This is a genomic window from Limnospira platensis NIES-39 (assembly GCF_026000695.1).
GTDB classification, from domain to species: domain Bacteria; phylum Cyanobacteriota; class Cyanobacteriia; order Cyanobacteriales; family Microcoleaceae; genus Limnospira; species Limnospira platensis.
Genome location: NZ_AP026945.1, coordinates 105,138 through 128,932, shown reverse-complemented (window position 1 = coordinate 128,932; position 23,795 = coordinate 105,138). Strand labels below are relative to the sequence as shown.

Sequence of the window (23,795 nt, the reverse complement as noted above, 5' to 3'; positions counted from 1 at the left end):
TTGTTAACTAATTTTGATCAGGTTCGGGTAATCCAAACACTTGGCGAAACACCTTCTGGACTTTGTTACCAGAATCAATAGACTCTAAGGGATCTTTCCGCAGTCGGTGGCGCAGACACAAAGTAATCACCCGACCAATATGGTCAACAGTGACCTCTGTAGCCCCTTCAAAGGCAGCTAAAGCCTTCGCCGCCCTGTTAGTGACAATATCTCCCCGCAGTCCATCTACATCTAATTCTGAGCAGACCTGGGAGATTTTCACCCGCAGATCATAATCAATATTAACCCCGGATAGTCTCTCTTGGGCTTCTACTATGCGCCGTTGTAGTTCTTCCTGGGATAGTTGATACTCTCCTAAGAACTCCGGCGGGTTTTGGTCAAAGGCTGTCCGCTGTTCCACAATTTTCACGCGCAGACTAGGTTCTTTCACCGTGCGAATTTCCGCGTGCATTCCAAAGCGGTCTAATAATTGGGGTCGCAATTCCCCTTCTTCTGGGTTTCCTGAACCCACGAGGACAAAACGGGCTGGGTGGCGGATAGAAATGCCTTCTCTTTCCACGGTATTCCAACCACTGGCGGCGGAGTCGAGTAGGACATCGACCAGGTGATCGTCGAGAAGGTTTACCTCGTCAACGTAGAGGATACCCCTATTGGCTTTGGCTAATAGTCCCGGTTCAAAGGCTTTTACCCCTTCAGCCAAGGCTTTTTCAATGTCAATGGTTCCACAAACGCGGTCTTCTGTCGCCCCTAGGGGTAGGTCGATCATTTGCACCTTGCGACGGGCGACGGGGAGGGACTCCGATAAACTTATACGTTCTCGGACGACATCACTCATCATTTCAGGATCGCTGGGGTGACTGTTAAAGGGGTCGTCGGCTATGACCTCTATTTCCGGTAGCAGGTCAGCTAGGGCGCGAATGGTGGTGGATTTACCCGTACCCCGATCGCCCATAATCATTACGCCGCCGATCTTGGGGTCAATCACGTTCAGCAGCAGGGCTAATTTCATTTCTTCTTGACCAACGATCGCCGTAAAGGGAAAAACGGCGCGACGGCTGGTCTGGGATGTTTTGGCTGTATCAGTTGTGACGGCTGTTGGACTCACAATTGTTTCTCTAGTTTCCGGTATACCGTTTTCTATTGTCTCATATTGGGGCGATCGCGTTAGTCCTAATTAAAGACGGGTTCGGACCAGGCGCAACTGGTCAGACCACTTCTTGAGGGGATACTGGGCGATCGCTTCCCCCATTCTACCATTAACTCAGGCACTTAATTAACCAATAATCTGGCAGTTTCATTGACAAAAAATCAACTATATCTTCCAGGGTTATCCCCACAGGAAACTCGCGATTTTCCCAATCAATAATCGCTTGATATATACACTCAAACATAATGCGATCGCTCCTTTCCATAATCACATATTCCCCATTGTTAACCGCATCAAGTTTCTGAATTTCTCGCAGACCAACATCTCCCCTTATCGGCGGTTCCACAGCATCCCGCATTAACCGAAACCGCATTTTTTTATGAGCAAGAACCAAGCGATTAAAATTTTTCATTCTCGCAGTAAACGCACTCCCTGAACCGTGTAAAAATGCCAGCACATAAGTTTGTTGACCTGTTTTAATACACAAATGCTCTGGGATGGTCAGCTTGCCAAATGACAGTTGTTCAACCTTCATCGGATATCGGTTAGTAAATGCAGAAACAATCGACATCAGTTTTCCCACATCATCCATATCACTGATAACGCGAGGTTTATCATAGTCCTTTTCCCATTGGTTTAACAGGTTTTTCCAATATTCATCTAATTGAACATCGACAACTTTTTCCGATTCATAATCAGCTTTTATTGCAGGTTCCGGCTCTGTTGGTCGTGCTTCCGTCGCATCTTCCCCTGTTTGTTCGTTAGGCAAATCCACAAAATCTAATTCAGGTTCATCTGTTTCTGCTAATGGCTTTTCAATGGGAGAGAGAGTCAGATTATCAAATTTTTTAATCGCCTCTCCTACCGCTTTATAAATAGCTTGTAATTCCTGTTTAAACTGCACCGCCTCCACTGCTATAGGGTTCCGAGGTGGAATAATTCGCGGTAGGGGAACACCCTGCACCTTATGGCGGAAGTAATCAGAAGCACGTTTAATAACTGCGCGAATTGAGGGTTGATTGACAATTTCTGCGAGTTCCTGTTTCGTGAAGAGCAGTCCAATATCAACCGTAGCGTGAGGGGAATTAGTTTCAGTTTTTAGCTGACAGAGAGTTTTGAGTAATTGATGCAGTTGTGCTTTAGATGGTCTTTCCAATGTCACCACAGACTGAGAAACTCGGTCTATCACCGAACCATCAAATTGTTCTTGAAAACGCTCCCAACGGTCAGGAAATAAATTCAGAATAATTAAGCTATTGGGAACGTGGGTTAAAATTTCCTTCACTGTCGAACCGAAACTTGCTAAAGTTGATTCGTGGCGTGTATCAAATAGGGACTCCAGTTGGTCAAAAATTAGGATCAGTGGTTCATCTAGTAGCGACAGTTGACCTAGGGTTTTGATAGCCTCTAGGGCAAATTCTTCCCGGTTAAAATCTTCCCCCCAGGGTGTTAATCCCACCTGGTTTAATTCTTCGGATAAGTCAGCATCTCCATTCCCAGATAACCAATGGCGCACCAGGTTTTTTCGGCTAATTTCCGTATACCGACAGAACCGCATAATCCCTTTTAATACTTGGGAACTATAGTCCGTGGAGAGTCCATATTTAGCCCGCCACCACGCCAAAATTTTCTTTTCTATCGCGTCCCAATTTTGCCGATAGCGGTCTGTTCCTGGCTTTCCTACCCGTTCATATAGCGAGAGGTTATCATTCTGTAATTTAGCGATCATTAGTTTACCTTTGTCGCTATTTACCCAGTCAGTTTGGCTCAGAATATTAACAAAACTTTTGGCAAAAAACTGTTCGAGTTGCGTCAGCTTCTTCTGGGGAATTTTTTCGGAAAAAGATTCTAGGATTCTGGTATATGTATGGTAGTTCACCGCCTTAGCATTAGTCGGGTGGCGGATAAAAAATAGGCGGTTTGTCTTCAGGACTTCTTGAGCCAGTCGCATCATTAAATGGGTTTTACCAGAACCTGGTTCTCCCAGAACTATGGCTCCCTGGCTTTGATGGTTGGGGGATTGTTTGATTTCATGAATGACGGCTTTTAGGGTGTCAAATTGATGGCTGTAAATATCCCCATAGTCCGGGTGATATTCAAAGGGTGTATTGACTCGAATACTGCTGAAAGGATTAGGGGTATTCTGGTATAGTTCGGCAATATTTTCAGACATGACTGGTGATTTTAAGGAGTTTAAATAACTATAAAGTTGGTAGGTAAATTGTGCATCATAACTAGCACTGTGAGCATGGCGATCGTCAAATCTCTGGCGGTTTAATCGCAAATCTAACGTTTTGCATAAGTAACTTAATCCATAGTCGGGAAGGTTTGGTAACTGCTTTTTGGCTAACTTACAGGTACAGATAAATTGATAATTTGGATAGGAAATTTCGACTTGTTTAAAGCTGCGTTTTAATATCCGTTGGTCATGTTCTGCATGATGGCAGATTATGACTTGATTATGGCACAGATTATCGACTTGTTTAACTATATCTAGCAGTGTTTCCTGATGCAGTCTCAATGTCGGTTCTGGGTGGTTTTTGGCGACAAATGCGTGATACAAAATTGCTCCCTGATTATCCACCAGCGCCACTTCCGTTAAGCTGTCTCTCCCTTCTGTATCTAATACAATAAACGAACTTGTATTTAGGTGGTAGTTATCCCTGGTCATGTGAAGTATAGATAATTATATTTTTTGCCAACCCATTTCTCCTAGTCTCCTATTTTTAGCCAAAAGTAAATTATAGGCATTTACTGGCATTTTAAGCAATCACAATTTACAATTCTTAATGATTGTGTGGATACCACAGGTTTAAGGTTGGCTCAAAAAATCCCCAACCTGGCGTTCTGACAGCAAAAAAGGGAATGAAGACTAAGAAGTAGTCTCATTCCCCTAGAGTTAAGTCAGGGGCGATCGCCAAAAATCTTCAACACCCGACTATGCTACTATGTTATTTTACCAAAGGTGGTCGGTTCGGCGCAGGACCGGTGTTTAATTCAAAATCTCTACAATTAATGGCTTCTTCTGATAAGGCTTTACAGGGATGAACGGTACATTTTAAGCGATAGTCTCCCGTAAAAAAAGCGCAGCGACTACAGGGGATATCATGGAGTTTTTTAACGTTTTTAACACCATCTTTAATGGCGATAATAGATGAGTAAATAAATCCCATCAAGGTTATGGATATAAACAATGGAAAGATGAGATTAATTGGCGTTAATGCGGTTTCAGACATGACTATCTCCTGGGAAAATTGATTTTTTTAGCAAAGGAAGGGTCTCCTATAACTGGAATGAGTTGGAATTATTGGATATATTATTCAGTCATAAATCAGAGCATCTTCGGAGCAGAGATAATCTGAAAAACCAAGGAGATCATCCCAAAAATTAACAATAGTCTCACCGACTTTTTGCGGATAAAAATAATGGCAAAAATAGCGACTATCTGGACATTGCCAAAGGCGATCGCATGGTTTAAAAAACCTTTCCCACCCCTGCCATAAATTCTGGTCAATAACCAGGTCATGTTCCCCTCTACATACCAGTAAAGGAACCGGGACACCACCAGGAGAAAAACTCACCCGTTTATATAAACTATGGGGAGACAGGGAACTAATCAGATCCTCTTTTAAAATCCCCATCAATTTTTTAGTAATGGGAGGACATTGAAACCCAAACAGGTTATAAACCGTTTGATTTAACAGTTTTTCTTGACCACAATTGAGAAGCTGTCGTTGTACATAATAATGAGCCTGCCAATCAACAGACGGATAAAAACCCACAGAAATCAAAGTAAGCGATCGCACCATTTCCGGATGTTGACGAGCATATAATAACCCCAACAATCCACTAATACCATGCCCAATTAAATGCACAGGATAATCACAATTTTTCAGATAGTTATGGAGCCAAATTAACGGCGGATTAAATGACAGCGGTTCATCCAGACTCAGATAATACCTATATTGGCTAATATAAGCCGAGTGAGACAAAAAATTTAAGCAGGGTTGGTTAAACTCTTGTAAAGCTGGGCTGACATTTAACCAAACTGCATCATGTAAGACAGCCATGAATTTCTCCTAATGATATTTCCGGCAATTGTATCGATTAATGAGGGCAAGTAGGGGAGTGTTTTTCTGAATAACTAGCCTCAAATAAGAGTCGGTCAACACTTTCTGAAGCTGGCAAAGTCAGGCGACAATTTTGGCATTGCCAATATAAGCCATGATGGCTAAAATGTAGCAGTAATTCTCCAGAGCAACAAGGACAATTCATTTAACCTATTCCCATTTGCTAAAGGATATGAGACGCGGGGGTAAGTCATCTCTAATCGAGTAGTGGATGAGTCAATAGATATCAAGAGATGACACTGACCCATCCACCCACCCGTCTAGGGGGGACTTACTCAGACTTAAACCTCAATAGAGTTTAAAGCTCGTTCAACCCGACGAAAATCAAATCCCAAGGCTCTCAGAGCGTGCCAAAGATGTCCTTGTAGGAAGAAGAATGCTAAGAAGAAATGAGCATTAGCTAACCAACAGCGGGGGGTATGAGCGCCCATGGGTAGGACGGTTGTATCTGCAAAGTAAGGCGCAATTCCGAGTTTAATATCTAGGGGCGGACCGTAGAACTCCACAGGATAAGCCAAAGTATTCACAGCGCAGAAATAAGCTGCCACAAAACCGGCTAAAGCAATGCCACCCAAGGAGTAAGAGAGGATAGCTTCTCCTGAAAAAATCAGGACTTTTTTCGCCCATTTGAGGGGGGGAACCAAGATATGCCAAACACCGCCAGCAATGAGCATCACCCCTACATAAATATGACCGCCAACTAAATCTTCAAGGTTATCGATAGTGGCAAAATGGGTTTGATAGCCATAGATAGTTGCGGGGTTAAGGGTAGGCTCTGTTACCAGACGGACGGTTTGAGTTGCTGCATCATACAGTCCGCCAAAATACATAGCTTTGGCGACTAGCAATAAGGCTCCCATACCTAAAAACAGTAAGTGATGCCCTAAAATTAAGCCCAACTGTTTTGGGTCTTCCCAATCAAAATGAAATTTCTTGGCTTGACCCTGGGCGGTTTTTAAATCTTCGGGTGCTTTAAAGGTGTGAAATAGCGCTCCGGCACCTAATACGGCTGAGGAGATTAAATGAACGGCTCCCACCACAAAGAAAGGGTAAGTATCTACCACTTGTCCACCATCCCCGACACCTAATCCCAGGGTGGCTAGGTGAGGTAGCAGAATTAACCCTTGTTCGCCCATTGGTAGGCTGGGGTCGAACCAGGAAACCTCAAACAGGGTAAAGGCTCCGGCCCAAAATGCAATTAAGGCTGATTGAGCAACGTGGGCGGCAATAAATAGCCCAGACAGGTTAGCAAAGCGGGCATTACCCGCCCACCAGTCATATTTGACGCTTGGATTTTCGTAAGTCTGCATAGTGCTACAACGTTATACATCTTCCCAGCTTATTGCATAAGTATCTCAATAAGCTATTAAGACTTATTGTAAATAACTTTCAATAAAACGCAAGTTAAGTTTTGTTACGAATAGCCAAAAGCCATATATATCAATGATTTAAGCCAAATTACCCCTAGATATTGGCTAAATTTATTATCAATAATCAATAATTCAGTCGCAAACTACAAGTATTAATTATCAATTAAGATGGCCATGCACAAAAAAAGACCCCGATGGTATCGGAGTCCCTGGTTTTTGATTAAGGGGGGGCGAAGCCAAAGGCGGCCCCAAACCTTAACTGATATCTTAACTGAAATTTTAGTAGTCGAAGTCGCCACCCATGCCAGCGCCAGCGGGAGCGGCGTTGTCTTTGGGTTCTGGTTTGTCAGCGACGATACACTCGGTAGTTAAGACCATGCCAGCGATAGAAGCGGCATTTTGGAGAGCAGAGCGAGTGACTTTGGCGGGGTCAACAATACCAGCCTCGAACATATTGACATATTCGCCATTGGCTGCATTGTAGCCGACATCAAAGGATTTTTCTTTCACCCGTTCAGCGACGACAGCGCCATTTTCGCCAGCATTTTCAGCGATCCGTTTCAGGGGAGACAACAGAGCGCGAGCGACAATCATAGCACCGGTGAGAGCCTCACCAGTCAATTGGTTGCTGGTCGCCCACTCTTCCAACTGGGGAGCCAAGTGAGCCAGAGTTGTACCACCACCGGGCACAATTCCTTCCTCAACAGCAGCTTTGGTGGCGTTGATGGCATCTTCGAGGCGCAGTTTGCGGTCTTTCATTTCGGTTTCTGTCGCAGCACCAACTTTGATAACTGCTACACCACCAGCCAATTTAGCCAGACGCTCTTGTAGTTTCTCTTTGTCATAGGAAGACTCGGTTTCTTCCATTTGACGGCGTAGCTGCTCACAACGAGCTTTAACGCCAGCTTCGTTACCTTCAGCAACAATGGTGGTGTTGTCTTTGGTGATGGTGATGCGGCGAGCTTTACCAAGCATATCAATCTTGGTGCTTTCCAGTTTCAGACCAGCATCCTCAGTGATGACTTGACCACCGGTGAGAACTGCAATATCTTCTAACATGGCTTTGCGGCGATCGCCAAAACCAGGAGCTTTAACAGCAGCCACATTCAGCACACCGCGCAGGCGGTTAACCACGAGGGTAGCCAGGGCTTCTTTTTCGATATCCTCAGCAATGATTAACAGAGGACGACTAGAGCGAGCTACTTGTTCGAGAACCGGAACTAAATCCTGAACCAAGGTAATTTTTTTATCGGTGAGCAGGATATAAGGTTCATCGAGGATAGCTTCCATGCGCTCGGTATCGGTAGCGAAGTAAGGGGAGATATAGCCCTTATCAAAGCGCATACCTTCGGTGATTTCCAGTTCGGTAGTCATGGACTTACCTTCTTCGAGGGAAATCACGCCCTCTTTACCCACTTTGTCCATGGCTTCAGCGATCATCTGACCAACTTCTTCGTCGTTACCAGCAGAGATGGTACCAACTTGAGCGATCGCTTTAGAATCTTCCACAGGGCGAGCGTGTTCAGCAATTCTGTCTACCAAGAAAGCTGTCGCTTTATCAATTCCCCGTTTCAGTTCAATGGGGTTAGCTCCGGCTGCTACGTTCCGCAGTCCTTCTTTAACCATGGCATGGGCGAGAACCGTTGCAGTGGTGGTTCCATCTCCAGCCGCATCGTTGGTTTTAGAAGCCGCTTGACGAATCAGGGCTACACCAGTATTCTCAATGTTATCTTCGAGTTCGATTTCTTTGGCGATCGTCACCCCGTCGTTAACGATTTGGGGTGCGCCAAATTTCTTTTCCAGGACTACGTTACGGCCTTTTGGTCCGAGAGTAACGGCTACGGACTCAGCCAAGATGTCCATACCACGTTCGAGGGCGCGACGAGCATTTTCGTTGTATATAATACGTTTTGCCATAGGTTCCTATTTCAGTTGCTATTCGGATACTACAAAGGATTGTGAATCAGCTTTCACGCTGAGACACCCACAGAAGAGTCAAAATGTGGGATAGTTATTAGTTGACGGTTTAGTTGACGATCGCCAGAATGTCTTTTTCGGCTAACAGGACGTATTCATCGCCACCGAGTTTAATGTCAGTTCCGGCGTATTTGGAATACAGAACTTTGTCGCCGACTTTGACTTCCATTTCGCAGCGGGAGCCATCATCATTGCGTCGTCCCGGTCCAGCGGCTACGATTTCGCCAACCTGGGGTTTTTCTTTAGCAGTGTCCGGCAGGAGAATTCCGCCTGCAGTTTTTTCTTCTGAAGCACTGACCTTAACGAAAACGCGCTCGCCAAGGGGTTTAACCGTAGAAACACTAAGAGAGACAGCAGCCATTCAATTACCTCCTATTTTCAAACACTGGGGGTGAGAGTTAACAGCATTTAGACCCCACGAACGGGAAACTGTCTCAAGTTTGCCCATCTCGGTCGAATGTCCATCTGATGTTTTTAGCACTCTCAACCTCTGAGTGCTAATTTACCTAATCGAGTGAGGCGATCGCAACAGCATCAACTGTACGGGTTCCCGAACAGATCCGGTAGTGAAAAGTGAAAATAGCCGAAAATTTAGTGCTGAGTGCGAACTTGCCACTGTTTCCCATGTCTCCCGTATAATGGATAATCGAGTCTCAGGTATCATTATCCGTAATTCCATGATTGAACATCCTCAAAACCCAGAACCGGAAACTGAAAACCCCCAGTATTGCGAAGGAGGGTCCCTATCCGCGACAGTTAAGAACCTAGGCTTATCGCAAATTCAGCGTCACATATTCCTATGCGCTGACCAAACCCACCCCAAATGCTGCTCCAAGTCAGCTAGTATCGAATCTTGGAATTATCTAAAAAATCGGCTCAAAGAACTAAACCTAGACCGTCCCACAGCCGACCATCCCGGTTGTATATTTAGAACCAAAGCCAATTGTTTGCGGGTGTGTTGTCAAGGGCCAATTTTAGTAGTATATCCCGATGGTGTTTGGTATAGATCCGCCACTCCCGAAGTGATTGAACGGATTATTCAAGAACACCTAATCGGGTCTAGTGTTGTAGAGGAGTACGCCTTTCTCAGCCACCCATTAAGTTTATCTGAGCTAGAAAACAACAGTTGATTATCAGTCACTGACAGGGTAAGGAGTCCGATTCTAGCTGGCATGGTTGAATTTTAAGATATCATAGGGTAAAACCCCCTGTATACTGCTGCCCCTAGGAAGTTCACCCAAACTGTTAATAGTCCCCCAACTAGATCATATCTCCAACGGAACAATGAACCAAAATACTGTCGCACCGGAACCAAGGCGACTTATGCTAGTAGACGATGATCCTAACCTCGTGATTTTGGTCAGCGATTATCTGGAGTTGCGAGGGTATCAAGTCACCATTGCCGAAAATGGTCAAAAAGCCCTCGAAAAACTGGAAGAAGAAGTGCCAGAATTAATAATTTGTGACATTATGATGCCGGAGATGGATGGCTATACCCTAGTCAAGCTAATCCGGGAAAATTCCCAATTTGGTTGGATTCCGGTAATTTTCCTATCCGCCAAAGGACAAAGCGAAGACCGGGTTAAAGGCCTCAATACCGGGGCTGATGTGTATATGGTCAAGCCTTTTGATCCAGAAGAACTAATGGCTCAGGTAGAGTCATCTCTGCGACAAACTGAACGTCTAACCCGATATCGTAAATCCGTCATCGGAACCTCCCCAAAAATTAAAGTTCGCTCTGGGGTGGAGTTGACCCCAACAGAGTTAAAGGTGGTTGAGTTGGTAGCCAAGGGAAAGGGAAACCGAGAAATCTCCAAAATTATGGAAGTCAGCCAGCGGACTATTGAAAGCCATATCAGTAATATGTTAGGTAAAACTGGACTTCATAACCGCACCCAACTAGCTCGCTGGGCTTTGGAGAGTCAAGAAATGTAGGGGTTTTCTGCTGAGTGGGGCGATCGCTGGCGCAAGTTGATCGCACAACACTGTATACTATTATGAGGGTCATAATCGGACTTCTATATTTTAAATTGAGACCAGAAAACACTACTATTAGTCAGTTTCAGCCAAAGCGCCGCCCATGCTACGAATGTACCAGTTAGGTATTTCGTCAGTTAGTGGCGTTTGTGGTGTCCAGTCATCAGTCCAGTATGGCATTATTACCTACCACAGAAATCACTCGGTCGCACTGGCTATATCTTAGACCTTGATGGCTCGCTGACTAACTTTAGCAGTAAGATACTACTGTGGCTCGCTGTTGGTCTGGCTTTAACTAAACTCCTGAAGATCATAACCGCCATTGAAAGGAGGGTAAGATCGGCTAGTAGTGATTTCAATTGCAGCTAATATAATCAAAGGTGAAACTCAGGTAAAACTCTCGTAAAATTAGGATATTGAACAGCCAATATGATATTTTTATATGGTTCTGACAACTCGAAAATTAGGGTTTTGTTAGCCTATTGGAGGATAGTAAAACCTAGGCATAGGTTCGATTATAGGCTCTGATATGACATATCAATCTTGTCAGAGATTCGGGTTAAACTTAGTGAGTATTCACGTGCTAAGATAAAGTATCTAGTTTAAATTCTTTACTACAAATATTAGGTCTTTAGTTTGTATGCCTAACTTGAGAAACCGTCTATCTATTTTTGTAGACGGTAACAATATGTTCTACGCTCAACAAAAAAACGGCTGGTTTTTTGATCCCCGAAGGGTTTTGGACTATTTTAAACATGAACAAGCCGATCTGATTTTTATTAATGCTTTCTGGTACACGGGACTCAAAGACCCTCAAGACCAAAGGGGGTTTCGGGATGCCTTGATTAGCCTAGGATATACAGTCCGCACCAAAATTTTAAAAGAATACTATGATGATAGTTCAGGTAGGTATTCTCAAAAGGCAAATCTGGACATTGAAATTGTGGTCGATATGTTTAATACGGTAGATCAATACGATCGCGTAGTGTTGTTTAGCGGAGATGGTGATTTTGAGCGAGCTATTGAGTTGCTACGTTCTAAAAATACTCATATCACCGTGGTTTCCACAGAAGGAATGATTGCGAGGGAACTACGCAACGCTACCGATCGCTATATAGATCTTAACGACATCCGAGACCAGATTGAGAAAATCGACTATTAAGTTAAACTGTTGACTATGGGAGGATTTACACCAATGACTATTCAACCCCACCCAGATCGGGTAATTATTTTTGATACTACCCTACGGGACGGAGAACAATGCCCAGGAGCTACCTTAAACGTTGATGAAAAGCTAGTGATTGCTCGACAACTAGCGCGTTTAGGAGTAGATGTAATTGAAGCCGGGTTTGCGATCGCCAGTAGCGGAGACTTTGAAGCCGTACAACGCATTGCGGAAACCGTAGGAACCGAAAACGGTCCGATTATATGTAGTCTAGCTCGGTCTGTCAAGGCTGATATTGAAGCGGCGGCTAAGGCTCTGAAACCGGCGGCTCATCCCCGCATTCATACTTTTATTGCTACCTCTGATATTCACCTGAAATACAAACTCAAAAAGACTCGCCAGGAAGTCCTAGACATCACCAGCGAGATGGTAGCCTATGCTAAATCGTTATGTGAGGATATCGAATTTTCTCCAGAGGACGCTGGACGCTCTGACCCCGAATTTCTCTATCAAGTTTTAGAAAGAGCGATCGCCGCTGGTGCGACAACAGTTAATATTCCCGATACTGTCGGCTACACCACCCCCTCAGAATTTGGCGGTTTAATTCGCGGAATTAAAGAAAACGTCCCCAATATCGATCAAGCCATTATCTCCGTCCACGGTCACAACGACCTAGGGTTAGCGGTGGCTAACTTCCTAGAAGCCGTTAAAAATGGCGCACGACAACTCGAATGTACTATTAATGGTATCGGAGAGCGTGCCGGAAATGCAGCCCTAGAAGAGTTAGTTATGGCTCTCCATGTGCGCCGACAATTCTTTAACCCCTTCTTCGGTCGTCCGGCTGACTCAGAAGTTCCCATCACCAATATTAATACCCGTGAGATTTACAAAACTTCCCGTCTGGTATCTAACCTAACGGGGATGTTAGTACAGCCGAATAAGGCCATTGTCGGTGCTAATGCCTTCGCTCACGAGTCGGGAATTCACCAAGATGGAGTTCTCAAAAATAAGTTAACCTATGAAATCATGGATGCTCAATCCATTGGATTGAATGATAACCTGATTGTCTTAGGTAAACATTCCGGCCGCCATGCCTTCCAAAATCGTCTACAGGAGTTGGGTTTTGACCTGTCTGATGATGAGATTAATAAGGCTTTTGTCCGATTTAAAGATGTGGCTGACAAGAAAAAAGAAGTCACTAACTGGGATATTGAAGCCATTGTTAATGATGAAATTCAACAAACCCCAGAATTGTTCCGCCTGGAGTTAGTACAGGTGTCATGTGGAAATAATGCTCGTCCTACGGCGACTGTTACCCTCAGAACTCCTGAAGGTCAAGAGTTGACTGACGCGGCTACGGGAACTGGTCCGGTGGATGCGGTTTATAAAGCTATTAACCGGGTGGTTAATGTTCCTAATGAGTTGATTGAGTTTGCGGTACAGTCAGTAACTGCGGGAATTGATGCGATCGGAGAGGTTACTATTCGCTTACGCTATCAAGGACGAGTCTTTTCTGGTCATGCTGCTAATACTGACATTATCGTAGCTTCTGCTCAGGCTTACATTAATGCTCTCAATCGCCTACAATCTTCCCTAGAACCAAAATCTAATCAGGTGGGCGATCGCCAATCTGTTATTAGTGTTTAAAGGGTTAATTTTCATGGGAGAGGGTTGGGGATTTGTCCCCAGCCCCCCTATCTGTGGACAGATTTAATTCAATCCCGACTGAAATAAATTTCCCAGTCTGTAAGTAAATGTTAAGCTAGAGCAATGTTCCGTTATTGAAGTTGATATCGAAGAATCTAATATGTTATCTCAACCCATATTTGACGATCGCTCTCTCAGTCAGTCCTTTTATCAAACTCTGATTAAACGCTTCCCTAACTCTCTACACCAGTCAATTCAAGACCTTTTAACTGAATGTCGCCTAGGTATGGCTCCGAGTCCAACGGGAGTCAAAACTTTTTTTATTATTGCTCCCTCTGTGTTAATTGGCGATCGACTTCTCCATCAAATTGATACTATTATCGACCGTGTGGCTGACCTCATGGGAGGTGTCGGACAAGTTGCTATTTGCATTCATCCCCCACAAGACATTAGCGATCAACCTACCACAGAAGTTAATAGCGATCGCTCTCCCCACACTCACCCACAATACATGATGTGTAAAATTTTCCCCGTCTTGATCAATGAATAATAGGGACGCTATGTAGGGGCGGGTTCCACCGTTAACTACATATGGGGGTGAGAGGATTAAAAAACCCGCCCTTAACCGAGAGTTCCACCGTTAATTAGATTTGGGGGTGAGAGGATTAAAAAACCCGCCCTTAACCGAGAGTTCCACCGTTAATTAGATGTGGGGGTGAGAGGATTAAAAAACCCGCCCTTAACCGAGGGTTCCACCGTTAACTACATCTGGGGGTGAGAGGATTAAAAAACCCGCCCTTAACCGAGGGTTCCACCGTTAACTACATCTGGGGGTGAGAGGATTAAAAAACCCGCCCTCCGGCTGTAGCCAAATCATGTATTTTGGCATTAAGACAAGGAACCATCATAGCATTAGCTTATCAGGTTTTGGTTAAACCTGTCAACTGGCTGCTGAAAAATTCTCGAAAATTCCCGGCTTTAGATAAGTGATACAAATATTTTTGCCGGAATAATTTTAATATTCAAAAAATTGTTAATAATTGTTGCGAAATTTATTACAAATTATTCTCAATACTTGACGAGAGAATGGGGGTTCTGGTAGTTTTAGAGAAATAATAATCCAGGGGTTCTTATGCAAAATTCGCAAAATATCGGCTAGAACCATGATTCTCTGGTGATTTAGGGTAAGTTGTTGGGGTAAATTGGAGTTATTCGATGCACGGGTTTTGGGGTAAATTGATCCTAGCCCCGCAGCCTGGTATTGACAAAATACACTTTTTGTGTATAGAGGTTTTTGCTAAGGATAGGGGCTATGATGGTGCTATAGGTCCAAGGTAGCAAAAGTAGGACCATCAGGGGACTCAATTAACTCTCGTACCCGATAAATAGGGCGATCCTGAGACTCATGATAGGTCCGCATAAGCAACTCAGCCAAGAGTCCAAAACACAATAATTGAATACCAGTTAATGTGAGCAAAACAGCCAACATTAAGAGAGGTCTGTGTCCGATACTAGCGCCCAATACTAAGCGGAGGAAACTGAGATACCCTCCGGCGGTGATACCAAATAGTAAAAGGACAAAACCCAGCAGCCCAAAAACGTGCATAGGTCGGGTGAGAAAGGTTTTGATAAAAGCAATGGTAAATAAATCCATTAATACGCGAAAGGTGCGACCTAAACCGTACTTACTGCGACCATAGCGGCGGGGATGATGTCGCACAGGTAATTCAGTGACTCGTGCGCCTTCGATAAAAGCCAAAACGGGTAAAAAGCGGTGTAATTCTCCATAGAGTTTCATGTCATGGACTACTTCTGCACGATAGGCTTTGAGAGAACAGCCATAATCATGAAGTTGGACTCCGGTAATTTTACCGATTAACCAGTTAGCAATTTTGGAGGGAAGTAGGCGAGTTAAGAAGTCATCTTGACGATGTTTGCGCCAGCCACTTACTACGTCGTAACCCTTAGATAATTCTGCTAATAAATGGGGTATATCAGCGGGATCATTTTGTAGGTCTCCGTCGAGGGTGACAATGACTTGACCTTTGGCGTGGTTAAAACCGGCAGACATAGCGGGGGTTTGACCGTAGTTGCGACGGAGGATAATTACCCGTAGGTGAGGATTGGTTAAGACCTGTTGTTTGAGTAATTCGGCGGAACCGTCTACAGAACCATCATCGACGCAAATTAATTCATAGGCGATCGCCGCATCGGTGAAACTCTGGTGAATGGAAGTGATGAGAGTGGGTAAACTTTCTAATTCGTTATAAACAGGTACGACCACAGAAACGGTGAAGCTGGTGTGCTTGTCCGACCTATCATCAACCCTGACGCAGCCAGATTTTCCTGGTAAAATATCCATGTGGTATATGTGAGCGTTTAGCAATTCCTAGAAATCCTACAACATTCGGGGTATAGTTGACAGGGGAGTAAGCCAATTGGTGCGGGTTCGTGGTTCGGTTGATGGCTAGTCAAACACCCTGGACTGATGTTCATGCTAAGGTACATAGATCTCTGAGAAGCCGAAATCTTTTACCCTGTGGAGAGGCCCTGTTGGTGGCTGTGTCTGGGGGTCAAGATTCGATGTGTTTAATCAGACTATTATTAGACTTGCAAGGGAAATGGAATTGGCGAATGGCGATCGCCCATTGTGATCATCAGTGGCGGCGCGACTCGGTAGCTAATGCTGATTATATTGAGGAGTTGGGTAAAATTTGGCAGGTCCCATGTTACCGATTAACAGCCCCACAAATACCGAAAACAGAAGCGGCGGCGCGGGAGTGGCGTTATCAAGTGTTGGGGGAAATTGCCCAAACAGATAATTATGGTTATGTAGTAACAGGTCATACGAAAAGCGATCGGGCGGAGACGTTATTATATAATCTAATTCGTGGTAGTGGTGCCGATGGATTAACTTCTTTAGTGTGGAGTCGTCCTATATTCGGGAGGGAGACAGAAACAAAGCCAATATTAGTGCGTCCTTTACTAGAGATAACTCGTCAGGAAACGGGAGAATTTTGTCAACAGCGAGATTTGCAAATTTGGGAAGATAGCACTAATACAGATGTGAGTTATGCTAGAAACCGTATTCGACATCAACTGATACCGGAGTTGGCAAATAAGTTTAACCCCAAGGTTGAACAAGCCTTAGCCCAAACGGCTGAATTATTGCGGGCTGATGTAGAATATTTGGAACAAGAAGCTGATGAATTATATAGTTTGGCTATGGCTCCTGCGCCGTGTAATAATAGCTATGGAGTAAATCGCCACAAATTGAAATCAGCCCCTTTAGCCCTGCAACGTCGGGTGATGAGAAGGTTTTTAGAGGAGGTACTGAGGAAAGGGACTAACTTTGAACAAGTCGAAAAACTGACCCGCTTAATTTATGCCCCAAACCGATCGCAAAGTGATCCTTTTCCCGGTGGTGCGATCGCCCAAGTTGAGGGAGAATGGATCTGGTTAAAATTTCCGCCCCAAGTGGGTGATGAAGCTAATTAATCATTCACAACAGGAATTTTTCACGATGTATATACCTATTTGGCCGGGTAATGCTAAAACTTTAGGTGCTACCTGGGACGGTAAAGGGACTAACTTTGCATTATTCAGTGAAAATGCCACAGCAGTTGAACTGTGCTTATTTGATAGTAAAGACCAAGAGACTCGCATTCCCCTAACGGAAGTGAAAAACTTTGTCTGGCATGGTTATGTACCAGGAATAGCCCCCGGTCAACGCTATGGTTTCCGGGTTCATGGTCCTTTTGCACCCCATGAAGGTCATCGTTTTAATCCTCATAAACTGCTGATTGATCCCTATGCCAAAGCCTTGGATGGTGAAATTGGCTATGGTGAAGAAATTTTTGGCTATCGATGGGAAGATCCCGAATTAGATTTAGGCTATTCGGAATTGGATGATGCTCATTTAGTGCCGAAAGCGGTGGTTGTAGATGAGTCCTTCGACTGGGAAGATGATCAGCTCCTGGATATTCCCCAACATGAGACAATTATTTATGAAATGCACGTGCGGGGATTTACTAAACTACACCCGGATATCCCGGAAGAATTACGGGGCACTTATGGGGGTTTGGGACATCCGGCGGCGATCGCCTATTTACAGTCCCTAGGAATTACAGCAGTGGAATTGATGCCTGTTCATCATTTTCTATCTCAACCGGGACACTTGGTAGACAAGGGGTTAATAAATTATTGGGGTTATGACTCAATTGGCTATTTTGCGCCACAGTATAACTATAGTGCTGACCCCACCGCTGGCAACCAAGTCCGGGAATTTAAGGAAATGGTAAAAGCCCTCCATGCTGGAGGTATCGAAGTAATTTTAGATGTTGTCTATAACCACACCGGAGAAGGCAACCATTGCGGTCCGACTCTGTCCCTGCGGGGGATTGATAATGCTAGTTATTATCGGTTAATGGAAGACGATCGCCGCTATTATATGGACTTTACTGGCTGTGGTAATTCCCTCAATGTTAGCCAGCCCCAAGTTCTGAAACTGATTATGGATAGCCTGCGCTATTGGGTTTTGGAAATGCACGTTGATGGCTTCCGCTTTGACCTAGCCTCGGCTTTGGCGCGAGAACTCTATGAGGTCAATAGTCTAGCGGCATTTTTTGATATTATCCACCAAGATCCGGTGCTTTCTAATGTCAAGTTGATCGCTGAACCTTGGGACGTGGGAGAAGGTGGCTATCAGGTGGGTAAATTCCCCCTGTTATGGTCGGAATGGAATGGCAAATATAGGGATACGGTGCGGGACTTCTGGCGCGGTGAGGATAGTTCTTTGGCGGAATTTGCTTATCGGTTTACCGGGAGTTCTGACCTGTATGAGGATAATGGACGACAACCTCACGCTAGTATTAATTTTGTCACCGCCCATGATGGATTTACTCTCAATGACTTGGTGAGTTACAACGAAAAACACAACGAAGAGAATGGGGAGGATAACAACGACGGGGAAAGCCATAACCGCTCTTGGAATTGTGGGGAAGAAGGCGAAACAGATGATCCTGATATTTTAGAGTTGCGAAACCGCCAGCGTCGTAATTTCTTGGTGACATTAATGTTATCCCAAGGGGTGCCGATGATGGTCAGCGGTGATGAGTTGGGACGGACTCAAAAAGGCAATAATAATGCCTACTGTCAAGATAATGAAATTTCTTGGCTCGATTGGGATCTACCTGGGTCTAATGCGACTCTGTTGGATTTTACCCGTCAGTTGATTTATTTCCGCCGCCAACATCCGGTTTTCCGCCGCCGTAAGTGGTTCCAAGGACAAGCTATTCATGGTTCGGGAGTTAATGATCTGGGCTGGTTTAATCCAGACGGCGGCGAAATGACTGAGGAACAATGGAATGCTGGATATGCTAAGGCGATCGCTGTTTTTCTGAATGGTGAGGAAATTCCCGCCCGTGGTCCTAAGGGTGAACGGGTGATGGATGATAGCTTTATGCTATTATTTAATGCTCACTATGAGGAAATCGAATTTGTTTTACCAGAAGGTTTACAGGCTCGACATTGGCAAGTTATTATTGATACCAAAGAATCTTTATTGCTGCCACAAGGACCTTATTACTCTGGTAATCAACCTATCCTAACTGAAGCGCGATCAGTGATCGTTATGCAAATGCGTTAGGAATTAATGGAAAATTTGGGGAGGGACAATTGATGATTGATGATTGTCAATTGTCTTTTCCTTGTCTGTTAGTCAATTCCCGATTTACTAAACTACTCCCAATGGCGATCGCTCAAATTTTTCAACAGTTTGGGGCTTGGTTTCCCAGCGCACATCAAAAAATTAAAGCCCAGGCTGATGAGTTGGGGGACAAATTTAAGGGAATAGAACTTGACCCAATTCCACCCCAGAATTTACTGCGCCTCAAACAAGCTGTGGCTGATTTAAAGACACCATCACCTCACCAAGAGTTATTGCGCGCACAATTGTCGCAAGCGATTAATTCCTGGTCTGAGGGGGCAGAATGTGATAATGCTATGGTGGTTTTGGCTAGTCCGGTAGAGGCTATATCTACTGTGTTTTGGGATACTTTGAGTTCCTCAGAACCAATGGATGGTTTGACTCGCCAATGGCTGCCTTGGTCAGAGCGACCGGGAAACCATACTATTATTATATCACAACTAGAAGAGAGTATTTTACAACCGACTCAGGAAGAGCGATCGCTGGTGGTAATTCCTGATTTGAGTTGGTGTTTTTTGCGGTGTGTCGATGGTTTGCTGGGAATTGAAAGGTTAGCAGATGCGATTTTTAGCGATCGCTCACGGTTTTGGCTGATTGGTTGTAACCATTGGAGTTGGCTATATTTAGATCGAGTTTGTCAACTGGGAAATTTGGTGGGTGTGAAAACATCAATTCCGCCTCTCAGTGCGATCGAACTCAAGGAATGGTTAACTCCGGTATGGGAAACTGTAGATCTACAATGGGGTGAAAAATCCGAGGGTGAGGAGGAAAAACCAGATGACAACTGGTGTTGTAGTGAGGAAAAACGATATTTTGAGCAGCTAGAAGATGTGTCTGAGGGTAATCGTGCGATCGCTGCTGACGCTTGGCTAAATTCTTTGGGTATTTCCCCGCCGCCAGAAGAGGAAGAGGAGGAAGAAGGGGAAAACCAGACCGGAGAAAATCCTGATCAACCTTGGTTGGTCGATCGCCCTAGTATACCAGAATTGCCCAGTTTGACTAAAAGCGATCGCTTTTTGCTGTTTTCCTTAATATTACATGGTTCCATCTCTTTGCCTCACTTGTGTATGACTTTAGGGGAGGGAGAGAGTGCAACTCAAACTCAGGTTCAGAAACTCATCCGTGATGGCTTAATTGTCCGCCGTCCGGGAAACAGTGGTGCAGCGCCACGGTTTACGATCAATGGTATTTACTACCCTCGTCTCAAGCGATATCTCGATAACAATAAATTTATGGTGGGTGAGGATTAGAAATGTTAATCGACATTTGGCTATATCAGTTATTGGCTGAAACCAACGGGGAAGCGACGACTAACCCTAATCAAATTTGGGCGGATATCACCTTTGGGAAAATTGTCTTGGGGGTGGTGATTTTTATGCTGACCTATGGCGGTGTTATCGTTACCGAAAAGTCTCTTTACTGGTTTTCCGAACAGGTCCCGCTGCGGTTTCGTTTATTGATCAAAGAGTCTGTACCCTTCTGGCGAGCCTTTATTTTTGGGTTGGCGGGGGTGATCTTGATTAATTTGTTTCTGGACCTATCCTCGACTAATCTGTTGGCGATAACTGGGACGGCTGCGGTGGCGGTGGGTTTTGCCTTTAAAGATTATGCCAGTTCGGTGATCTCTGGGATGATTGCTTTATTTGAAAGACCTTATCAAGTCGGCGATCGCGTCACTATTGATGGTCAGTATGGGGAAATCATCAGCTATGGACTCCGTGCGATCCAACTGCAAAGCCCTGATGATGATATTGTCACCATTCCCCATAATAAAATGTGGACAGAGCCGATCATCAATGCTAATAAGGGTGAAGTAGAAGCACAGACGGCGGTTGATTTTTATTTTGCCCATGATGCCGATATCGATCGCATTATCCCTATACTATATAGAGTGGCTCAGACCAGCAAATATACACAACTTAACCTCCCCATTGTGGTGGTGGTAAATGAGAAGCCTTGGGGAACTTTGGTGAAGCTGAGATGCTATCCCATGGATGTTAGGGATGAGTTTATTTTTAAAACTGACCTAATTCGCCGCGCTAAAAAGACTTTTGGGGAGTTAGGCATTCCTTACCCCGTCTTACCCGCGATAATTACTGATTAATCCCCAAATAGCTATCAGGCTGGAAAATTGGCGATGGGCGATTATGCGATCGGATAAGGGGTTGTCAATTCCAATTTTTACCTATAAAATAATCGAGAATTGGAATTTTAGCCTTCATGTCCAATCCTTTTCTGTTTCTCGAATATGAACCCGCTTTTGAGAGCTTGGGGGATGATTATTATGATGTCGTAGCGGCCGCCTCCTTCCCGCTGCATATTTTGCGTTTCCGTAATGATGAATTGCTGCTCAAATTGGGAATTGACCCACAAGAAACCCAAGATCTCGATTTTATAGAGGCTTTTGGTAAATTTGAAAGTGTGACGCGGTTTTTGGCGATGCGTTACCACGGCTATCAGTTTGGAGAATATAATCCCGGTTTGGGAGATGGTCGTGGGTTTCTCTATGGACAGGTGCGCGGAATAGATGGAGAATTGTATGATTTTGGTACTAAAGGATCGGGTACAACTCCCTACTCTCGCCATGCCGATGGCCGCCTGACTTTAAAGGGGGGAGTCCGGGAAGTATTAGCAGCAGAAGCACTCCATAGACAAGGGGTGAGGACTTCTCGATGTTTAAGTTTAATTGAAACCGGAGAAAAGTTATGGCGGGGGGATGAACCTTCCCCTACCCGGTCTTCGGTAATGGTGCGAATGAGTCGATCGCATATTCGGTTCGGAACTTTTGAACGATTGCACTATTTTGGTCGCCCAGATCTGATCAAAAAACTCTTAGATCATGTGGTTGAGATTTATTACCCCCATTTATTAGACTCTGGCGATCGCTTCGTCGCTTTTTATGGGGAATTGGTGCAACGGGTAGCCACTTTAGCCGCTCAGTGGATGGCTGCTGGGTTTTGTCATGGTGTCTTAAATACCGATAATATGTCGATTACAGGGGAGAGTTTTGATTATGGTCCCTACGCATTTATGCCGACTTATGATCGGAGTTTCACCGCTGCCTATTTTGACTATGGTAGGCTTTACTGTTATGGTAATCAGCCTTTGATTTGTCGGGGTAATCTCGAGTTGTTGCAAAAACCTCTATCAATGGTGGCAGACTCAGATAGCCTCAAACAGGCTTTAGACAATTTCTTTGACTACTATGGTCAGGCTTACCAGCAATTGATCTTAAAAAAATTGGGCTTTCCAGAAGCACAGGTCTCTGAACCCGAAGAATTGATTAAGTTGACTATTGATTTGCTCAAAGACAATACAGTGGGATATCATGACTTCTTCTCCCAACTCAGGGAAGGCTTTACTCCCCTCTGGCGAGATGATGAAACCGAGATTCTCAAGGATATAGGAGATCTTAAACACTTAGTCCCCTGGCGACATCTGTACTATCACCATTTGCAGTCAAAGTCGAGGGCCGAAATGGAACAAATGAAACAGACCCTCAAACAATATAACCCGACTACGATTTTGCTCAGACCAGCTATTGAGGCGGTTTGGGAACCCATTGCGGCCGCTGATGATTGGGAGGCGTTTTATCAATTACTCAATCAGATCAGATCAGAATAATTTCGGGTTGGTGCGATCGCCTTTTAAGCTATAGCATTTGCTCACTGCCAACAGATGTCTCTGGGTAGCTGGAGGGGGAGACCGTCAAAGCTGTTGATCTCCTCAGCCTGTCTATGATACCCTATCCCCTCAAATCGCTGTTATCCGCTATTAGGTTAGGTTATACATCCCCCCATTGGCGATCGCTTAATTGTCCGAGTCGGGGATACTCACAACCACCGGATATGGCGTTTTTCAGATAGGTTTTGGTCTAGTTTATGTCAAATCTCGTCATGGTTTGTCTCCACTGTTATCAGACCCACGGTAACTGTATTATTTAAAACTAATATATTTTGCCTTGATGGGGGGGACCATATTTATTGGTTGTCGGGATCTTAGCAGTCAAATCTACTTAGGTTCTGTCATAGATGGCTTCCCCAGGGAAAAGGAAAGATTGGGGAATTTGCTTTGTCCATTTCCTGGGCATTTTCAGTCCAGTGGTTCTGATTTGATCGCAGTCAGCAAGTCTATGTCAGGAGTTCCCATAAAAAAAATTACTCCTCAGCGACATTTAAGTTATATGATCTATAAAATATCCAACAAATATGTTAGGATTGACTAAATTAGAAATGGAGTAGATCAATGGCAAAAACTACAGCAGAAAAACTTCCTGAAGAACCGATGACCGGAAAGACTTTACTGCAAAAAGTCAAATCACTCGGACCCAGCTACTCTCGTCGTGAGACAGCCAAGCAGTGTGGCTATTACACCCGCACAAAAGACAACCAAACTCGTGCGAACATGACCGAGTTTTATGATGCACTGCTGGCAGCTAAAGGAATTGCCTTAGATCCGGGTCGTTCTAAAGATGGACGTGGCCGGGAAGCTAGTTACCGCGCTTGCGTTCATAAAAATGGCTCCTTGGTAATTGGTGCTAACTATACCCAGGAAATGGGTTTGAAACCCGGTGATCAATTTGAAATTCGCCTGGGATCTAAACATATTCACCTGATTCAAGTTGAACCAAAGGGCATGGTTGATGAAGATGACGAAGAATAAATAAATATCAGGC

19 protein-coding genes are annotated in these 23,795 nt (G+C 44.5%); 11 read left to right on the top strand and 8 right to left on the bottom strand.

Annotated features, from left to right (window positions below; all coding sequences use genetic code 11):
* Positions 1–7: 7 nt before the first annotated feature.
* The 7 genes from bchI to groES all read right to left on the bottom strand — a co-directional run bounded on the left by bchI (position 8) and on the right by groES (position 8,985).
* Complete coding sequence (bchI, locus tag N39L_RS00650) at positions 8–1,105, bottom strand: magnesium chelatase ATPase subunit I (protein WP_006618358.1); 1,098 nt, start codon at positions 1,103–1,105, stop codon at positions 8–10.
* A 151-nt stretch (positions 1,106–1,256) separates the two neighbouring features.
* Positions 1,257–3,818: an exonuclease domain-containing protein gene (locus N39L_RS00645; protein ID WP_014273971.1), complete on the bottom strand. Its 2,562-nt coding sequence runs from the start codon at positions 3,816–3,818 to the stop codon at positions 1,257–1,259.
* Between the two features lie 280 nt (positions 3,819–4,098).
* Positions 4,099–4,383, bottom strand: coding sequence for a hypothetical protein (locus tag N39L_RS00640; protein ID WP_006618360.1), 285 nt, complete (start codon positions 4,381–4,383; stop codon positions 4,099–4,101).
* Between the two features lie 84 nt (positions 4,384–4,467).
* Positions 4,468–5,217, bottom strand: coding sequence for an alpha/beta fold hydrolase (locus N39L_RS00635; protein ID WP_006618361.1), 750 nt, complete (start codon positions 5,215–5,217; stop codon positions 4,468–4,470).
* Positions 5,218–5,558: 341 nt separating this feature from the next.
* A complete protein-coding gene (locus N39L_RS00630; protein ID WP_006618362.1) occupies positions 5,559–6,587 on the bottom strand; it encodes a chlorophyll a/b binding light-harvesting protein in 1,029 nt (342 codons plus the stop codon).
* A gap of 339 nt (positions 6,588–6,926) precedes the next feature.
* Entirely contained in the window at positions 6,927–8,564 is a 1,638-nt protein-coding gene (groL, locus tag N39L_RS00625) for a chaperonin GroEL (protein ID WP_006618363.1), read from the bottom strand.
* Between the two features lie 109 nt (positions 8,565–8,673).
* On the bottom strand, positions 8,674–8,985 hold the full coding sequence (gene groES / locus N39L_RS00620; RefSeq protein ID WP_006618364.1) for a co-chaperone GroES: 312 nt from the start codon (positions 8,983–8,985) through the stop codon (positions 8,674–8,676).
* Positions 8,986–9,301: 316 nt separating this feature from the next.
* On the opposite strand from groES, the gene N39L_RS00615 reads away from it, so the two are divergent.
* From N39L_RS00615 to N39L_RS00595, 5 genes are all read left to right on the top strand, one after another.
* Entirely contained in the window at positions 9,302–9,754 is a 453-nt protein-coding gene (locus tag N39L_RS00615) for a (2Fe-2S) ferredoxin domain-containing protein (RefSeq protein ID WP_006618365.1), read from the top strand.
* Between the two features lie 154 nt (positions 9,755–9,908).
* Positions 9,909–10,559, top strand: coding sequence for a response regulator transcription factor (locus N39L_RS00610; protein ID WP_014273969.1), 651 nt, complete (start codon positions 9,909–9,911; stop codon positions 10,557–10,559).
* Between the two features lie 682 nt (positions 10,560–11,241).
* A complete protein-coding gene (locus tag N39L_RS00605; RefSeq protein ID WP_006618367.1) occupies positions 11,242–11,763 on the top strand; it encodes a LabA-like NYN domain-containing protein in 522 nt (173 codons plus the stop codon).
* Positions 11,764–11,796: 33 nt separating this feature from the next.
* Positions 11,797–13,413, top strand: a complete 1,617-nt coding sequence (locus N39L_RS00600; protein ID WP_006618368.1) for a 2-isopropylmalate synthase — start codon at positions 11,797–11,799, stop codon at positions 13,411–13,413.
* Positions 13,414–13,573: 160 nt separating this feature from the next.
* Positions 13,574–13,963: a hypothetical protein gene (locus N39L_RS00595; protein WP_006618369.1), complete on the top strand. Its 390-nt coding sequence runs from the start codon at positions 13,574–13,576 to the stop codon at positions 13,961–13,963.
* A gap of 771 nt (positions 13,964–14,734) precedes the next feature.
* Here the strand turns inward: N39L_RS00595 and N39L_RS00590 are convergent.
* Positions 14,735–15,775: a glycosyltransferase family 2 protein gene (locus tag N39L_RS00590; protein WP_006618558.1), complete on the bottom strand. Its 1,041-nt coding sequence runs from the start codon at positions 15,773–15,775 to the stop codon at positions 14,735–14,737.
* Between the two features lie 101 nt (positions 15,776–15,876).
* Here N39L_RS00590 and tilS point away from each other — a divergent pair, with 101 nt between their 5' ends.
* The 6 genes from tilS to N39L_RS00560 all read left to right on the top strand — a co-directional run bounded on the left by tilS (position 15,877) and on the right by N39L_RS00560 (position 23,782).
* Complete coding sequence (gene tilS, locus N39L_RS00585; protein WP_035737157.1) at positions 15,877–16,911, top strand: tRNA lysidine(34) synthetase TilS; 1,035 nt, start codon at positions 15,877–15,879, stop codon at positions 16,909–16,911.
* A gap of 25 nt (positions 16,912–16,936) precedes the next feature.
* Positions 16,937–19,060 (top strand): glycogen debranching protein GlgX, encoded by a 2,124-nt coding sequence (glgX, locus tag N39L_RS00580; RefSeq protein ID WP_014273967.1) that lies wholly within the window; start codon positions 16,937–16,939, stop codon positions 19,058–19,060.
* A gap of 32 nt (positions 19,061–19,092) precedes the next feature.
* Positions 19,093–20,370, top strand: a complete 1,278-nt coding sequence (locus tag N39L_RS00575) for a MarR family transcriptional regulator (RefSeq protein ID WP_006618561.1) — start codon at positions 19,093–19,095, stop codon at positions 20,368–20,370.
* A 2-nt stretch (positions 20,371–20,372) separates the two neighbouring features.
* Positions 20,373–21,224: a mechanosensitive ion channel family protein gene (locus tag N39L_RS00570; RefSeq protein ID WP_014273966.1), complete on the top strand. Its 852-nt coding sequence runs from the start codon at positions 20,373–20,375 to the stop codon at positions 21,222–21,224.
* Between the two features lie 116 nt (positions 21,225–21,340).
* Positions 21,341–22,744 carry a protein adenylyltransferase SelO gene (locus N39L_RS00565; RefSeq protein WP_014273965.1) on the top strand — a complete coding sequence of 468 codons (1,404 nt, stop codon included), beginning with the start codon at positions 21,341–21,343 and terminating at the stop codon, positions 22,742–22,744.
* A gap of 621 nt (positions 22,745–23,365) precedes the next feature.
* A complete protein-coding gene (locus tag N39L_RS00560) occupies positions 23,366–23,782 on the top strand; it encodes an AbrB family transcriptional regulator (RefSeq protein ID WP_014273964.1) in 417 nt (138 codons plus the stop codon).
* Positions 23,783–23,795 lie beyond the last annotated feature (13 nt).

What these genes read in the sequence shown, in the direction of transcription:
- N39L_RS00605 (WP_006618367.1), top strand. Translation starts at nt 11,242, where the DNA reads ATGCCTAACTTGAGAAACCGTCTATCTATTTTTGTAGACGGTAACAAT.
- N39L_RS00645 (WP_014273971.1), bottom strand. Translation starts at nt 3,818, where the DNA reads ATGACCAGGGATAACTACCACCTAAATACAAGTTCGTTTATTGTATTA.
- N39L_RS00615 (WP_006618365.1), top strand. Translation starts at nt 9,302, where the DNA reads ATGATTGAACATCCTCAAAACCCAGAACCGGAAACTGAAAACCCCCAG.
- N39L_RS00610 (WP_014273969.1), top strand. Translation starts at nt 9,909, where the DNA reads ATGAACCAAAATACTGTCGCACCGGAACCAAGGCGACTTATGCTAGTA.
- groES (WP_006618364.1), bottom strand. Translation starts at nt 8,985, where the DNA reads ATGGCTGCTGTCTCTCTTAGTGTTTCTACGGTTAAACCCCTTGGCGAG.
- N39L_RS00600 (WP_006618368.1), top strand. Translation starts at nt 11,797, where the DNA reads ATGACTATTCAACCCCACCCAGATCGGGTAATTATTTTTGATACTACC.
- N39L_RS00565 (WP_014273965.1), top strand. Translation starts at nt 21,341, where the DNA reads ATGTCCAATCCTTTTCTGTTTCTCGAATATGAACCCGCTTTTGAGAGC.
- N39L_RS00635 (WP_006618361.1), bottom strand. Translation starts at nt 5,217, where the DNA reads ATGGCTGTCTTACATGATGCAGTTTGGTTAAATGTCAGCCCAGCTTTA.
- N39L_RS00595 (WP_006618369.1), top strand. Translation starts at nt 13,574, where the DNA reads ATGTTATCTCAACCCATATTTGACGATCGCTCTCTCAGTCAGTCCTTT.
- N39L_RS00575 (WP_006618561.1), top strand. Translation starts at nt 19,093, where the DNA reads ATGATTGATGATTGTCAATTGTCTTTTCCTTGTCTGTTAGTCAATTCC.
- N39L_RS00640 (WP_006618360.1), bottom strand. Translation starts at nt 4,383, where the DNA reads ATGTCTGAAACCGCATTAACGCCAATTAATCTCATCTTTCCATTGTTT.
- tilS (WP_035737157.1), top strand. Translation starts at nt 15,877, where the DNA reads ATGGCTAGTCAAACACCCTGGACTGATGTTCATGCTAAGGTACATAGA.
- N39L_RS00590 (WP_006618558.1), bottom strand. Translation starts at nt 15,775, where the DNA reads ATGGATATTTTACCAGGAAAATCTGGCTGCGTCAGGGTTGATGATAGG.
- groL (WP_006618363.1), bottom strand. Translation starts at nt 8,564, where the DNA reads ATGGCAAAACGTATTATATACAACGAAAATGCTCGTCGCGCCCTCGAA.
- N39L_RS00570 (WP_014273966.1), top strand. Translation starts at nt 20,373, where the DNA reads ATGTTAATCGACATTTGGCTATATCAGTTATTGGCTGAAACCAACGGG.
- N39L_RS00630 (WP_006618362.1), bottom strand. Translation starts at nt 6,587, where the DNA reads ATGCAGACTTACGAAAATCCAAGCGTCAAATATGACTGGTGGGCGGGT.
- N39L_RS00560 (WP_014273964.1), top strand. Translation starts at nt 23,366, where the DNA reads ATGGCAAAAACTACAGCAGAAAAACTTCCTGAAGAACCGATGACCGGA.
- glgX (WP_014273967.1), top strand. Translation starts at nt 16,937, where the DNA reads ATGTATATACCTATTTGGCCGGGTAATGCTAAAACTTTAGGTGCTACC.